The sequence below is a fragment of the Paeniglutamicibacter psychrophenolicus genome, from assembly GCF_030812255.1.
Taxonomy (GTDB): Bacteria; Actinomycetota; Actinomycetes; order Actinomycetales; family Micrococcaceae; genus Paeniglutamicibacter; species Paeniglutamicibacter psychrophenolicus_A.
Window position 1 is genome coordinate 39,414 of record NZ_JAUSSH010000002.1, and the last position, 13,470, is coordinate 52,883.

Consider the following 13,470-nt stretch of genomic DNA (forward strand, 5'->3'; position numbering starts at 1 on the left):
CAGGTTCGTGGTGCCTTACGGCACGTGTGAGCTTGGACCTAACGAATCGTCCGTGCTCCTTGAGACACTGGAAAGGTAATGAAGCGGAAAACCTGGGAACCCGCGCAGCTTGAAGGGAAAAGCCCGTGTCGCTAGCCAGCACCGAAACCAGCTCCGATTCGCAAGGATCGGACTATGGACGCACTCCACCACAGGACCTTGTAGCAGAGCAAAGCGTCCTGGGCGGCATGATGCTTTCCAAGGACGCCATCGCTGACTGTGTCGAGGTGCTGCGAGGCCTCGATTTCTATCGCCCGGCACACGAGGCAATCTACGAAGCGATCATCGACCTATACGGCCGTGGCGAGCCCGCAGACGCCGTCACCGTCTCGGACCTGCTGACCAAGCGCGGCGAGATCACCCGCATTGGCGGCCCGGCCTACCTGCACACGCTCATCCAGTCGGTGCCCACCGCCGCCAACGCCGGCTTCTACGCCGAGATTGTCCGCGAACGCGCGGTCCTGCGCCGCCTGGTCGATGCAGGCACCAAGATCGTGCAGCTCGGCTACTCGCAGGACGGCGAGGTCGACGCCATCGTCAACGAGGCCCAGGCCGAGGTCTACAAGGTCGCCGAACGACGCACCGCCGAAGACTACGTGCCGCTGCGCGACATCATCGAGGGCACCGTCGATGAGATCGAATCGGCCGGTAGCCGAGGCGAGGGCGTGATCGGTGTTCCCACCGGGATCTTTGAGCTCGACGAGCTGACCCAGGGCCTGCACGGCGGCCAGATGATCGTTATCGCCGCCAGACCGGCCGTGGGCAAGGCATTGGCGCTGGACACACCCATCCCAACCCCCACGGGGTGGAGCACCATGGGTGCCCTGGCAGTGGGAGACGAGGTCTTGGCGGCAGATGGAACGCCAACCGTCGTCACTGCAGCCACCGAGGTCATGGTTGACCGCCCCTGCTTTGAAATCGAATTCAACGATGGCTCGGTCATCGTTGCCGATGCTGAGCACCAGTGGCTCACCACAACCCGAGCAGAACGCCGAATAGATTCGCATGCCGCAAGCGGTGGAACCGTTCTCGTCCAAAAGGGAACAATTCGGACCACGCTTGAAATTCTGGACACCCTGCGTTGCGAGACGGCTGACAGCCGATTGAACCACGCAGTTCCAACGTCCAAATCCCTCGTTCTGCCCGAGGCAGAACTGCCGATACGGTCGTACACCCTGGGAATTTGGTTGGGGGATGGGGCGAGCGCAGCGTCCAGGATTACCTCCGCCGACGCGGAAGTCGTTAGCCATATTGAAGCTGACGGATACCGGGTGAAGTCGGTCGCCAAAATAACTTACAGCGTTTCCTTGCCATCCGAGTCTTTTGAATTCGAAAAGGTCTGTGTTGTATGCGGCAATACATTTGTAACCAAGGTTCGGCACGTCCGTAGTTGTTCGCAGTCCTGTGGCGGAAAAGCACGTTTCGTATCGGAACCTGTTCCGACTTCGACCTGTACCGATTGCGGCGTTGAATGCAGTGGAGGACTGCGTTGCGAGCCATGCCGGCTTGACCATGGATCCCTCCAAGCCTTGTTGAGGTCCAATGGGCTTCTTAACAACAAGCACATTCCGCTCCAGTATCTCCGAGCTAGTGAATCGCAGCGACGAGACTTGCTGGCCGGGCTGCTCGACAGCGATGGAACAGTAACTTCGAGTGGCTGTGTTCAATTCGCGGTAACCAGCAAGCGGTTGGCTACAGACTTCCGAGAGCTTGTCCACACCCTTGGATACCGCACCGGATGGTCCGAAAAGCGAGTGGCTGGGCACACCGAAAGTTCTTCGACCTGCTACATCGTCACTTTTGCCACTTCGGACATTGTGTTTGGATTGTCTCGCAAGCGCGATTGCCACGCAGAGCGTGACGCAAGAGCGACTAGCAAACGGACCACTCGCTTCATCACTGATGTCCGATCAGTTCCGTCAGTTCCGGTCCGCTGCATCCAGGTGTCCAACGAAGAGCATCTGTTCCTCGCCGGCGAAAACTTCATTCCAACACATAACTCCACGTTTGCACTGGATTTTGCGCGGTCGGCGTCCATCAAGAACAACATGACCTCCGTTTTCTTCTCCTTGGAAATGGGGCGCAATGAAATCGCCATGCGCCTGCTGTCCGCGGAGGCAAGCATCGCGCTGCAGAACCTGCGCAAGGGCACGATCCAGGACGAAGAATGGTCGAAAATCGCCACCACGATGGGCAGGCTCAACGACGCCCCGCTGTTCATCGACGATTCGCCGAACATGTCGCTGATGGAAATCCGCGCCAAATGCCGCCGGCTCAAGCAGAAGCACGACCTCAAGCTCGTGGTGCTGGACTACCTGCAGCTGATGAGCTCCGGCAAGAAGGTGGAATCGCGTCAGCAGGAAGTCTCCGAGTTCTCGCGTGCGCTGAAGCTGCTGGCCAAGGAACTCGACGTTCCGGTCATCGCCCTGTCGCAGCTGAACCGTGGTTCGGAGCAGCGTACCGACAAGAAGCCGATGATCTCCGACCTTCGCGAATCCGGATCAATTGAGCAGGATGCGGATATGGTCATCCTCTTGCACCGTGAAGACATCTACGACAAGGAATCGGCACGTGCCGGCGAGGCCGACGTGATCGTTGCCAAGCACCGTAACGGTCCCACCAAGACCATCGTTGTCGCGTTCCAGGGCCACTACTCGCGCTTCAACAACATGGCGCAGGATGGCATGGGCTAGTTCCCTGCGGATCGTCGTATTCGGGCGGTTGTGCCCCCCTCGCAGGGGAGCACAACCGCCCGAACCATTTTCCGGCCTTTCCCGGGCCGAGGTCTGGCGACCTAGGCGCGGGCCTCGGCGAACTCCTTGAAGGCCGTCATCATCTTAAGGCTCTGCTTCTTGAACATGGGGCCGAACAGCAACGCGACGACCCGCATGAAGCCGGTGAACTCAAAGACATTGTGGGCCACCCAGCGCGTGGCGTTCCCGTCGAGGTCATGGAATTCGTTCCGGCAAACATTGTGCACGCCCTTGGCGTCGTAGGTGCCGTCGAAAGCCTCGGGCAGGTCGCGCCTGGTCACGGTCTCGATCATCTCCATGGTGCCGCGCCCCTGACGGTACGTCAGACGCGAGGTCGCGCCGGGCTCCCCGGGCGTGCCGGAGACGCCTTCGAAGGAGATCAGGCCCTTCTGCCACTCCTTGAGGTTTTCCGGATCATCGAAGAGCTCGATGAAGCGCTGGCGAGGCAGGTTGACGGTGAGTTCCTGGGTGAATTCCATGCCCGAAGCATATCGGTGGACACCACCGGTTCGGCCCGTGTGGTGGAGCCGCGCGCCAGACCTTACGCTCGAGGTATGTCGAGCCGGCCAAACGCATCCACCAGCGGGTCCCCGACGGGCCTGCTTGCCCCGCAATACCGTTGGGTCACCGCCGGGATGTTCGCGCTGGTCTTCCTGGTGGCGTTCGAGTCCCTGGCCGTCACCACCGTGATGCCGCTGGTCAGCAAGGAACTGGATGGCGCCGCGCTCTATGCCCTGGCCTTTGCCGCGCCCATGGCCAGCGGGGTGATCGGCATGGTGGCCGCGGGGAGCTACTCCGATCGCCACGGGCCCTCCGTCCCGCTGTACGCGTCCTCGGCGCTCTTCGTGCTGGGGCTGCTCGTGTGCGGCCTGGCCCCGGGCATGGAGGTGCTGGTGGCCGGACGGCTGGTGCAGGGGCTTGGTGGCGGGGGCATCACCGTGGCCCTGTATGTGGTGGTGGCCCGGGTCTTTGTCCCGCGCCTGCACCCGCAGATCTTTGCGGCCTTCGCCGCCGCCTGGGTCGTTCCCTCGCTGATTGGCCCGTTCGCCGCCGGGCTCGTGGCGCAAACCATCGGCTGGCGCTGGGTTTTTCTCGGCGTCGTGGGCCTGGTGGTGCTGGCGATGGCCGCGGTCATGCCCTCGGTGCATGCCATGGGCGGTGGCGAGAATCCCGCGGCGGCCTTCAGCTGGAGGGCGCTGGGCTGGGCCGGGTTGGCGGCCGCAGCCGTGCTGGGCATGAACCTGCTGGCCCGGGTTCCGGCGCTGGGCCTGGTGCTCATGGGCCTCGCGGTGCTGGTGGTGCTGGTTGCAGTGCGGCCGCTGCTGCCGGACCGGACGCTGCTGGCCGGGCGCGGCCTGCCGGCCACGATCCTGGTGCGCGGCCTGGCCGCCGCGGCGTTCTTCGGCACCGAGGTCTATCTGCCCTATCTCCTGATGGACCGCTTCGACCTGTCCCCGGCGGTTGCCGGTCTCTCCCTGACCGGCGGGGCCATCTGCTGGTCCGTGGGCTCGGCCATCCAGGGGCGCATGGGGGAGTCGCTGGACAACGCCCGGGCCATGTTCATCGGCTCGGCGCTCGGAGTGGGCGCGATCTTGCTGGTGCTGGGAACCGCGGCGTTCCACCTGCCGGCGATCGTCGCGATCCTCGCGTGGGCCATGGGCGGGGGAGGCATGGGGCTGGTGTATCCGCGGCAGAACGTGCACATGATCGCGCTGTCCACCACCGAGAACCAGGGCTTCAACTCCTCGGCGCTGGCCGTGTCCGACTCGCTGGGCTCCGCGATGGCGTTGGCCGCCGGGGGGCTGGTCTTCGGCGCCTTCGGCGGCAACGACTCCTTCGTGGCGGTCTTCGTGTTCACCGCCGCGATCGGCGTGGCGCTGTTGCTGCTGACCCCGCGGGTGCGCAGCGGCACCGGGACTTCCGCCCGCCTGGAATCCATCGCTACGCTGGAGCCATGAGCACCCACCCGCTGCCGAAGATCTCCGCACCTGCCGCCCGCGCCCTGTCCGGGGCCGGGATCACGACCCTGGAACAGGCCGCCGCGTATGGCGAGGCGGCGCTGCTGGCGCTCCATGGCTTCGGGCCCAGGGGCATTGGGATCCTGCGCGAGGCCCTGGCCGGGTTGGGGATGGAACTGGCGGACTGATCCGCGCTGCGGGCTATTCCTGCGGCAGGATCCGCAGGTGCTCGCTGGTGGGCTTCACCAGGTCGGCGTCGAACTCGTGGTGCCTGGGCAGCCAGGCCTTGATGTAGGGGCAGACGGCCACGATCTTGTGCCCCTGGGCCACGGTGTCCTGCAGCGCCTGGGCGGCCAGCCTGGAGGCCAGGCCCTGTCCGGCGTAGGACTCGTCGACGACGGTGTGGAAGAAGACCCGATCGATGCCGCCGGGGGTTTCCAGCTCGCGGTAGTGGGCCGCCCCGATGGTTTTCTCGCCGTCAAGCAGCGCGTAGCGCCGGCGTTCGGGACGGTGTTCGATGCGGATCTCGCTCATGTGTTGCTTCCTTGCTGATTGGTGGTTTTCAGGGGGTTCCGAAAAGCCTGCCGAAAAAGCCCTTGGGCTCGCTGCCTTCGGCGTCGATGAACACGGCACCGAACCCGTCGTAGGTTCCGCCGTGTTTTTCGGTGATGGCGTGCACGCCGCGCAACGCCTGTTCCGCGCTCTCGACGTCCAGCGGCTGTTCCCGGTAGACCCGCAACAGGTACCGGGAATTGGCGTCCTGGCCGCCGGACCGGTCGACGTCCCAGCCGGAGCGCTCGAAGTGGTCCGCGGCCTCGGTGATCTCCCGCAGCGAGCGGAAGGATACGAAGTGCTCCATCTCGCGCTTGGCATCGAGTTGGTCGCCCAGCGCGGCGCGTTCGGCCAGCGCCCGACGCAACTTGGCCAGTTCCTCCACCAATGACATGTGGGTTTCGCTCCTTACCTTGTCCTCTTTGGGCTGCCGACGCGCTCCGGTGATCCGCCGCGTGGCCGGTCACTCGCTCAGTCGCGGGGCCGCAGCCTGACCATGGGCAACACCGGTGCCGGCAGGGGAGCGGGCTCGCCCGCCGGGAAGTCCCCGAAGCGCTTGGAGGTGGTGTCCCCGGGCTCCGCGCCGATCTCCGCCTGCCACTGCCTGCGGTACTCGACGACTTCCTCGTGGGTGCGGCCGACGAAGTTCCACCACATCAGGATCTGCTCGTTCAGCGGTTCCCCGCCAATGAGCAGGGCGCGCACGGGTTGGGCGCCGGCGCTCAACGTAATTTCCTGGGTGCCGGGCGGCAGGTAGGCCAGGTGGTCCACGGGCAGCTCGTCGACCCCGACGCTCAGCGTCCCGGAGTCCAGCAGCACCCCGTGCTCGTGGTGGGCCTTCACCCCCAGCCGGATGGAGGCGCCGGGTTGCAGCAGGATCTCGGCGCCCACCAGCTCGGTGTGCGTGGCCACCGGGGAATGCGAGTGCAGGTCCGTGCCGCGCGGATTCGGCACGGTCAGCGAGCCGAGGAACACGCTGACGCTGAACCCGTCACCGGACATCGGCTTGGGCCGGTGGTGGGCGAAGGTCGGCGGCATGTGCCGCGCGGAATCGGGCAGCGCGACCCACAGCTGGGCGCCGTGCAGCACCGTCGTGTCGGGGGTGGAGTACTCGGAGTGGCTGATCCCGCGGCCGGCGGTCATCAGGTTCAACTCGCCGGGACGCACCATGGCATGGAACCCGGCCGAATCCCGGTGCTCGATCTCCCCGGTGAACAGCCAGGACACGGTTTGCAGCCCGGTGTGCGGGTGGCGCGGGACGTTCATCCCTCCGGTGTCGCCGACCGGGTCGGGACCGTAGTGGTCAAGGAAGCACCACGCGCCGATGAGGCTGCGCTGTTTTTGCGGCAGCGTGCGGCGCACGTCCATGGCGCGCGGCCCGCCGAGCGGGACGTTGCGCGGAACCAACAGCTCGATCCCGGCGTGGGTTTTGTCTGCTCCGCAAACCATCTCGTCAGGGGCGGCCTCGAGGTTGCTCATGTCCCCAGCGTAGTGCCGGGGCCGGTTTTAGGCATCCCCTGCACCGCGGCGGCGGGCAGGTACTCGGTGACGGGCATCGAGCGGGCCACGACGGCGCGCAGATCCCCCAGCGTGCCCGGAACCTCGCCGGCGGACCGGGCCTGGACCAAGATGTTGCCCAGGGCGGTGGCCTCGACCGGTCCGGCAAGGACCGGCAGCCCGGTGGCGTCGGCGGTGAGCTGGCACAGCAACGAATTCTGCGATCCGCCTCCCACCACGTGGATGCGCTCCGGGAGGCATCCGGTCAGCTCGGTGGCGGTGCGCAGGGCGCGTGCGTAGGCCTGGGCCAGGGATTCAAGGATGCAGCGCACCACTGCGGCCGGTTCCGCGCCCGGGTCCAGGTGGACCCAGGCCCCGTCCGGGCCCCGCCGGCCGGCGGCGGCCCGGATGCGGTCGGCCATGGACCCGGGGGCCAGGAACTCTTGCGAATCCGCGTCGATGCGCGCGCCGTTGTCCTCCCAAGTCGTCGCGGCCTCCAACAGTCCCGGCAGGGAATCGGCCCCCAGCTGCCACTGGCGCAGGGATTCCTGCAGCAGCCACAGCCCCCCGACGTTGCGCAGGAAGCGGATGGTGGAATCCACGCCGCGCTCATTGGTGAAATTCGCTTCCCGGGCCGCGGAGCCAAGCACCGGTGCGTCGAGTTCCAGGCCCACCAGCGACCAGGTCCCGGAGGAGATGTAGGCGAAGTCGGTGCCGGGTTCCGCCGGGACGGCAAGCACCGCCGAGGCGGTGTCGTGGGACCCCACGGCCACCACGGGGGTTCCGGGTCCCAGCCCGGTGTCGGCGGCGATCCCCGGCAGCAGCGAACCGTACACCTGCCCGGGGGCAATCAGCTCGCCAAAGAGCCCGGGGTCCATGCCCAGGGCCTCGGCGAGCTGCCCGGAGAACGTGCCGGTGGCGGCATCGAGCAGCCCGGTGGTGCTGGCGTTGGTCTCCTCGGTGCGCATGGCTCCGGTGAGCAGGTAGGCCAGCAGGTCCGGGACCAGCAGCGCACGCAGGCCACGCAGGTCGGGCTCGCAGGCCAGCTGGTAGATGGTGTTGAAGGGCAGGAACTGCAGCCCGTTGATCCGGTACAGCTCCGCAGGTGAAACCAACCGGTGCACGGACTCGATGACGCGTTCGGTGCGCGAATCGCGGTAGGCGAAGGGAGCCCCGAGCAGTTCGCCGTCGCGCAGCAGTCCGTAGTCCACCGCCCAGGTGTCGATGCCGATGCTGGCGATCTCCACGCCCAGCTCCCGGGCCCGGGCAGCGGCCAGGCCAAGCCCGACGAGCATCTGGCCGTGCAGGAACCCGATGTCCCAGTGCAGCGAGCCGCCGCGGGGCACCACGGCGTTGGGAAAGCGGTGCAGGACCTCCAGGCCCACGCGCCCGGCGGCCAACTGCCCGAGAATCACCCGGCCGGAGGAGGCCCCGATGTCGACGGCGATGTAGGCGTGCCGCGCCGGGTCGCCCGCCTTGCTTGCGTTCTCCATGGCGCTCAGCGCAGGAACGCCGCGGGGACCCCGGCGTCAACCGGGATGTGCAGGCCGGTGGTGTGCGAAAGATCGGCGGAACACAGGGCAAAGACCGCGTTGGCCACGTTCTCGGGCAGCACCTCGCGCTTGAGCAGCGTGCGCTGGGCGTAGAACTTGCCCAGGTCCGCCTCCGGGACCCCGTAGACCGCGGCGCGCTTGGCGCCCCAGCCGCCGGCGAAGATGCCCGAGCCGCGCACCACCCCGTCGGGATTGATGCCGTTGACCTTCACCCCGTGCTCGCCCAGTTCGGCAGCCAACAGCCGCACCTGGTGGGCCTGGTCGGCCTTGGTGGCCGAATAGGCGATGTTGTTGGGTCCGGCGAATACCGAGTTCTTGGAGGAGATGTAGATGATGTCCCCACCGAGCTTCTGGTCGATGAGCACCCTGGCGGCGGCCCGCGAGACCAGGAACGAGCCCTTGGCCATCACGTCGTGCTGCATTTCCCAGTCCTTCACCGTGGTTTCCAGCAGCGACTTGGACAGCGAAAGCCCGGCGTTGTTCACCACCAGGTCCAGCCCGCCGAAGGCCAGCAGCGCGGCCTCGATGCCGGCTGCGACCTCGTCCTCGCTGGTGACATCCACGCGCACCCCGACGGCCACGTCGGTGCCGCCGATGGAGGCGGCCACGTCCCGGGCCTTGTCCGCATCCAGGTCGGCGATGACCACGCAGGCGCCCTCGGCGGCGAGCCGTTCGGCGATGGCCCGTCCGATGCCCGAGGCCGCCCCGGTAACCAAGGCGATGCGGGTGGCCAGGGCCCTGGGCCTGGGCATCCGGGTGAGCTTGGCTTCCTCGAGCGCCCAGTACTCGATGCCGAACTTCTCGGATTCGTCGATGGGGGCGTATCGGGAGAGGGCCTCGGCCCCGCGCATCACGTTGATGGCGTTGCGGTAGAATTCCCCGGCGACCCTGGCGGTCTGCTTGTTGGCCCCGTAGCTGAACATCCCCACGCCCGGGACCAGGACGATCGCCGGGTCTGCCCCGCGCATGGCCGGGGAATCATCGGTGGCGTGCCGCTGGTAGTAGGCGGTGTAGTCGGCGCGGTAGGCGGCATGCAGTTCGGCCAGCCGCGCGGTGCAGGCCTCGACGCCTGCCTCGGCATCCAGGTCCAGGACCAGCGGCTTGATCTTGGTGCGCAGGAAGTGGTCCGGGCAGCTGGTGCCCAGGGCCGCAAGTTCCTCCAGGCGTGCCGAGCCCAGGAATTCGAGGACCTCTGGTGCGTCGCTGAAGTGCCCGACCACGGGCTGGTCCTCGCTGGCGAGGGCGCGGATGGCCGGGGCCAGTGCCGCCGCCTTGGCGCGGCGTTGGGCCTCGGGCAGTGCGGCACGCCGTGGCCTTTGGGCGCCGAAGGGGTCCGGGCGGCCGTGCTCGGCGATGTGGCTTTCGGCGGTGTGGATGATCCACAGCGAGTTGGCCTGTGATTCCTCGCTGGTGTTCCCCCAGGCGGTGATGCCGTGCCCACCCAGGATGCAGCCGACGGCCTGCGGGTTTTCGTCCTTGAGCCGCGCGATGTCCAGGCCCAGCTGGAAGCCGGGGCGGCGCCACGGCACCCACAGGACCCTGTCCCCGAAGATCTTGGCGGTCAGCTCCCGGCCGTCGGCGGCGGTGGCGATCGCGATGCCCGAATCCGGGTGCAGGTGGTCCACGTGCGCGGCGTCGATGAGCCCGTGCATGGCGGTGTCGATCGAGGGGACGGCTCCGCCGGTGCCGTGCAGGCAGTAGTCGAAGGCCGCAACCATCTCGTCCTCGCGCTCGAGGCCCGGGTAGCTGCCGACCAGCGCCCGCAGGCGGTCCAGGCGCAGGGCCGAGAGCCCCGCTTCCTTCAGCGTGCCCAGGTCCCCGCCGGAGCCCTTGACCCAGAGCAGCTCCACGTCCGTCCCGGTGACCGGGTCGGTGGCGGTGCCCTTGGCGGAGGTGTTGCCCCCCGCGTAGTTGGTGTTGCGCGGATCGCTGCCCAGGGCGTTGGACCTGGCGATGAGTGCGGCGACGACGGGGTTGCTCATGTGGATCTCTCTTGGTTTCTACGAGGGTGTGAAGACAGGGTGGCCGCGAACGGCGGGGGTGTGGGTCAGGCGCCCCAGCTGGACTGGGTTCCGCCAAGGCGTGCGGCGTTGATCTTGTCCTGGTGGCCCGAGTCCCGGTAGGCGGCCAGCGGGTCCGCGGGCAACCCGCGCGATTCGCGCCAGGCGGCCAGGGCGGGGCGCACGTCGGTGTAGAAGGCATCCATCATGATCGCGTTGGCACCCAGCACGTCCCCGGATTCCTGGGCGGCCAGCAGCGCGGTCCGGTCCACCAGCAGGGCGCGGGCGGTCATTTCCTGCACGTTGAGCACGCTGCGGATCTGCCCGGGGATCTTTTCCTCGACGTTGTGGCACTGGTCGAGCATGAACACGACCCCGGTGGCCGCATCCAGCCCGCCGCCGCGCACCACCTCGTACATGATCCGGAAGAGCTGGAACGGGTCCGCGGCCCCCACGATCAGGTCGTCGTCGGCGTAGAAGCGGGAATTGAAGTCGAAGGACCCGAGCTTTCCCAGGCGCAGCAGCTGGGCGACGATGAACTCGATGTTGGTGCCCGGGGCGTGGTGCCCGGTGTCCAGACAGACGCTGGCCTTGGGCCCCAGTGCCAGGGTCTGGGCATAGGAGGTGCCCCAGTCAGGGACGTCGGTGTGGTAGAAGGCCGGCTCGAAGAACTTGTACTCGAGCACCAGGCGCTGGTCCTGGCCCAGCTGCGCATAGATGGCGGCCAGCGAGTCGGCCAGCCGGTCCTGCCGGGAGCGGATGTCTCCCTGCCCGGGGTAGTTGGTGCCGTCGGCGAGCCAGATCTTCAGGTCCCGGGAGCCGGTCCGGTCCATGACCTCGAGGCAGTCCAGGTGGTGGTCGATGGCCTTTTGCCGGATTGCTGCGTCGGTGTGGGTCAGCGAGCCGAACTTGTAGGCGTCGTCCTGGAAGGTGTTGGAGTTGATGGTGCCAAGCCCCACGCCCAGGTCCTCGGCGTAGGCCCGCAGCGCGGAATAGTCGTCCACGGTGTCCCAGGGGATGTGCAGGGCGACGCGCGGGGCCAGGCCGGTGTGCCGGTGGACCTGGGCGGCGTCGGCGATCTTCTCCTGGACGGTGCGCGGGGTGCCGGGGGTGGAGAACACCTTGAAGCGGGTGCCGGAGTTCCCGTACGCCCAGGACGGGACCTCGATCTCCTGGGCGGCCAATTGTGCCCGGACCGCCTCGGGAAGCGTGCTGGTCATGGTGTTTCTCCTGTCTGTTCGCGGGCTTCAAGTCCGTCGAGCTGGTCCTCGAGGTTGAACACCTCGGTGAGTTGAAGGAATCCCGCATCGGGCGGGAGACCCAGGTCTTCGAAGAAGCCGGCCATCTCCGCCTGCCAGCGGGCGTTGACCTCGGTGGCATTCATGGCGGCCTGGGCCGCGGCCAGGTCATCGGTCTCGAAGTAGCCGATGAGCAGCCCGTCCGCGCGGAGGAAAAGCGAGTAGTTGTGCCAGCCGCTTTCCTTCAGCGCGGTGAGCATCCCGGGCCACACCGCGGCGTGCCTGCGGGTGTATTCGGCGATGAGCGCGGGCTTGATGCGCAGCTGGAAGCACACGCGCTTCACGATCGGGCTCCCACGGTGCGGTGTTCGATGCCCAGCAGCGACGCCGCGGCGGCCAGCTGCGCCGAGCGGTGCCCGGTGCACAGCGCCCAGTGGTGCCCGACGCCCGTGGCTGACCAGTCATCGACCCACAGCCCGGGGTCGGTGCCGAAGTCCACCCGCGAGGTGGTGTTGCCGATGCCCAGCAGCGGGCCGGCGGTCACGGTGCCCTCGGAGGAGATGAAGCTGTAGGACCCGTCCCGGTCCTCGCCGATCCCGAAGCAGGTCACCTCCCCGTGGCGGACGTCGAACTCGACCGAGACGCCCCAGCCGCGCTTGCCGTGGTAGACGCCCAGCCCGCGCAGCAGCGGCTGCCCGGAGGAGATGCGCAGGTGCGCGGGGCCGTCGTGGCCCATCTCCACCACGTTGGCATCGAAGTCCAGGGCCTGGATCTCGGTGAAGGAGCCGCCGGCGCCCAGGGTGTCGGCCGCGAGCATCGCCAGGGAGGTGCGCAGCTCGTACTCCCCGGCCATCGGGATGCCGCGGGCCGTGAGCAGCGAGGCACCCAGGATCATCCCGGCGCCGAGGCGCTCGTGGATTTCCCCGGCAAGCCCGCGGTGGTAGTAGGCCAGCGAGTCCAGGTCGAAGTCGGACACCAGGGCATCCAGGCCCACCGAGACCTTCGCGGCCCAGGAAAGGTCGCCCGCGTTCACCGAGGTGTCGAGACGGAACACGGTCTTGGCCAGCTCGACGCGTGCCGCGACCTGGGCGTCGGTGACGGCGGCGACCCGCTCGCGCAGGTCGTCGAACTCGAGGATTTCCACGTGCGAGCCGAAACGGGCGGAAATGTTCAGCGGGTCGGTGGAAACATCGAGCATCCCCGGGTACAGGTGGCCCATCAGCCCGTGCCTGGCGGTGCGCAGCCGCCCGCGCACCGCGGCGGCGGCAACCCAGTTCCCGATGCGCTCCCATGCGGCGTCCTGGCGCAGGTGCCCGGAAACCGAGCGGAAATCGATGCCGGCGCGGCGAAAGACGTTGGCGATCTCGGGGATCGGGCATTGACCGCAGTAGGCCAGCCAGTCCCCGGTGGTGAAGGTCGGGTGGTCCATGGAGGCGGTGGGCTGCAGGTCGATGACCAGCACCGGGGCCCCGGCGCGCTGGGCGATGGGCAGCACCATGGAGGCGGTGAGGTAGGTGGCGGCGAAGACGACCAGCAGGTCGCAGTCCGCCGCCCGCAGCACCTGGGCCGCGGCGTTGGCCCCGGGGGCGTCGGAGACGAAGCCGGCGTCGATGAGTTCGACGTCCGGTTCCGCCAGGCGCGTGGCCACGTAGGCGGCCGATTCCCTGAGCCGGGGCAACAGGTCAGGGAACTGTTCCCAGTAGGCGCCCAGGCCCCCGGAGACCAACCCGATGCGGGTCCTGGGCCTGGTGCGGGGCTCCAAGAGCGCGGCCAGGGGACTTGTTTCGGGCATGGCGAACTCCTTCGTGGTCTGCGGGACAAGAAGCATGTGGGTGGTGTGCGGGTGTGCGGTCCGGATGCTCCGGACCGCACGCCCGCAC

12 protein-coding genes are annotated in these 13,470 nt (G+C 67.6%); 3 read left to right on the forward strand and 9 right to left on the reverse strand.

Annotated elements, in window-relative coordinates:
* Positions 1-230: 230 nt before the first annotated feature.
* Positions 231-2,732: a replicative DNA helicase gene (gene dnaB, locus J2T21_RS03265; RefSeq protein WP_373457897.1), complete on the forward strand. Its 2,502-nt coding sequence runs from the start codon at positions 231-233 to the stop codon at positions 2,730-2,732.
* A gap of 101 nt (positions 2,733-2,833) precedes the next feature.
* Here the strand turns inward: dnaB and J2T21_RS03270 are convergent, their stop codons facing one another.
* The gene (locus tag J2T21_RS03270; RefSeq protein ID WP_307578454.1) at positions 2,834-3,271 is read right to left on the reverse strand and encodes an SRPBCC family protein; all 438 of its coding nucleotides are present in this window, start codon (positions 3,269-3,271) and stop codon (positions 2,834-2,836) included.
* A 75-nt stretch (positions 3,272-3,346) separates the two neighbouring features.
* Here J2T21_RS03270 and J2T21_RS03275 point away from each other — a divergent pair, with 75 nt between their 5' ends.
* Both J2T21_RS03275 and J2T21_RS03280 read left to right on the forward strand, forming a co-directional pair.
* Positions 3,347-4,750: an MFS transporter gene (locus tag J2T21_RS03275; RefSeq protein WP_373457883.1), complete on the forward strand. Its 1,404-nt coding sequence runs from the start codon at positions 3,347-3,349 to the stop codon at positions 4,748-4,750.
* Entirely contained in the window at positions 4,747-4,938 is a 192-nt protein-coding gene (locus J2T21_RS03280) for a DNA-binding protein (protein ID WP_307578456.1), read from the forward strand. Before J2T21_RS03275 ends, J2T21_RS03280 begins: the two co-directional genes overlap by 4 nt.
* 13 nt (positions 4,939-4,951) lie before the next feature.
* On the opposite strand, the gene J2T21_RS03285 is transcribed toward J2T21_RS03280, so the two are convergent.
* The 8 genes from J2T21_RS03285 to J2T21_RS03320 form a co-directional block, all read right to left on the reverse strand.
* The gene (locus J2T21_RS03285; protein ID WP_373457884.1) at positions 4,952-5,383 is read right to left on the reverse strand and encodes a GNAT family N-acetyltransferase; all 432 of its coding nucleotides are present in this window, start codon (positions 5,381-5,383) and stop codon (positions 4,952-4,954) included.
* Positions 5,313-5,696: a ribonuclease E inhibitor RraB gene (locus J2T21_RS03290; RefSeq protein WP_307578459.1), complete on the reverse strand. Its 384-nt coding sequence runs from the start codon at positions 5,694-5,696 to the stop codon at positions 5,313-5,315. Before J2T21_RS03290 ends, J2T21_RS03285 begins: the two co-directional genes overlap by 71 nt.
* 77 nt (positions 5,697-5,773) lie before the next feature.
* Complete coding sequence (locus J2T21_RS03295; protein WP_307578461.1) at positions 5,774-6,781, reverse strand: pirin family protein; 1,008 nt, start codon at positions 6,779-6,781, stop codon at positions 5,774-5,776.
* Positions 6,778-8,292 (reverse strand): rhamnulokinase, encoded by a 1,515-nt coding sequence (locus J2T21_RS03300; RefSeq protein WP_307578463.1) that lies wholly within the window; start codon positions 8,290-8,292, stop codon positions 6,778-6,780. Before J2T21_RS03300 ends, J2T21_RS03295 begins: the two co-directional genes overlap by 4 nt.
* Positions 8,293-8,297: 5 nt before the next feature.
* The gene (locus J2T21_RS03305; protein WP_307578465.1) at positions 8,298-10,334 is read right to left on the reverse strand and encodes a bifunctional aldolase/short-chain dehydrogenase; all 2,037 of its coding nucleotides are present in this window, start codon (positions 10,332-10,334) and stop codon (positions 8,298-8,300) included.
* Positions 10,335-10,399: 65 nt separating this feature from the next.
* On the reverse strand, positions 10,400-11,572 hold the full coding sequence (gene rhaI / locus J2T21_RS03310; RefSeq protein WP_307578467.1) for an L-rhamnose isomerase: 1,173 nt from the start codon (positions 11,570-11,572) through the stop codon (positions 10,400-10,402).
* Positions 11,569-11,934 (reverse strand): L-rhamnose mutarotase, encoded by a 366-nt coding sequence (locus J2T21_RS03315; RefSeq protein WP_307578469.1) that lies wholly within the window; start codon positions 11,932-11,934, stop codon positions 11,569-11,571. The genes rhaI and J2T21_RS03315 overlap by 4 nt, the downstream gene beginning before the upstream one ends.
* The gene (locus tag J2T21_RS03320; protein WP_307578471.1) at positions 11,931-13,382 is read right to left on the reverse strand and encodes an L-fucose/L-arabinose isomerase family protein; all 1,452 of its coding nucleotides are present in this window, start codon (positions 13,380-13,382) and stop codon (positions 11,931-11,933) included. The genes J2T21_RS03315 and J2T21_RS03320 overlap by 4 nt, the downstream gene beginning before the upstream one ends.
* Positions 13,383-13,470 lie beyond the last annotated feature (88 nt).

Excerpts from the sequence above, each read along its gene's own strand:
- J2T21_RS03290 (WP_307578459.1), bottom strand. The coding sequence starts at position 5,696 with ATGTCATTGGTGGAGGAACTGGCCAAGTTGCGTCGGGCGCTGGCCGAA.
- J2T21_RS03280 (WP_307578456.1), top strand. The coding sequence starts at position 4,747 with ATGAGCACCCACCCGCTGCCGAAGATCTCCGCACCTGCCGCCCGCGCC.
- J2T21_RS03275 (WP_373457883.1), top strand. The coding sequence starts at position 3,347 with ATGTCGAGCCGGCCAAACGCATCCACCAGCGGGTCCCCGACGGGCCTG.
- J2T21_RS03300 (WP_307578463.1), bottom strand. The coding sequence starts at position 8,292 with ATGGAGAACGCAAGCAAGGCGGGCGACCCGGCGCGGCACGCCTACATC.
- J2T21_RS03320 (WP_307578471.1), bottom strand. The coding sequence starts at position 13,382 with ATGCCCGAAACAAGTCCCCTGGCCGCGCTCTTGGAGCCCCGCACCAGG.
- J2T21_RS03270 (WP_307578454.1), bottom strand. The coding sequence starts at position 3,271 with ATGGAATTCACCCAGGAACTCACCGTCAACCTGCCTCGCCAGCGCTTC.
- dnaB (WP_373457897.1), top strand. The coding sequence starts at position 231 with ATGCTTTCCAAGGACGCCATCGCTGACTGTGTCGAGGTGCTGCGAGGC.
- J2T21_RS03295 (WP_307578461.1), bottom strand. The coding sequence starts at position 6,781 with ATGAGCAACCTCGAGGCCGCCCCTGACGAGATGGTTTGCGGAGCAGAC.
- J2T21_RS03305 (WP_307578465.1), bottom strand. The coding sequence starts at position 10,334 with ATGAGCAACCCCGTCGTCGCCGCACTCATCGCCAGGTCCAACGCCCTG.
- rhaI (WP_307578467.1), bottom strand. The coding sequence starts at position 11,572 with ATGACCAGCACGCTTCCCGAGGCGGTCCGGGCACAATTGGCCGCCCAG.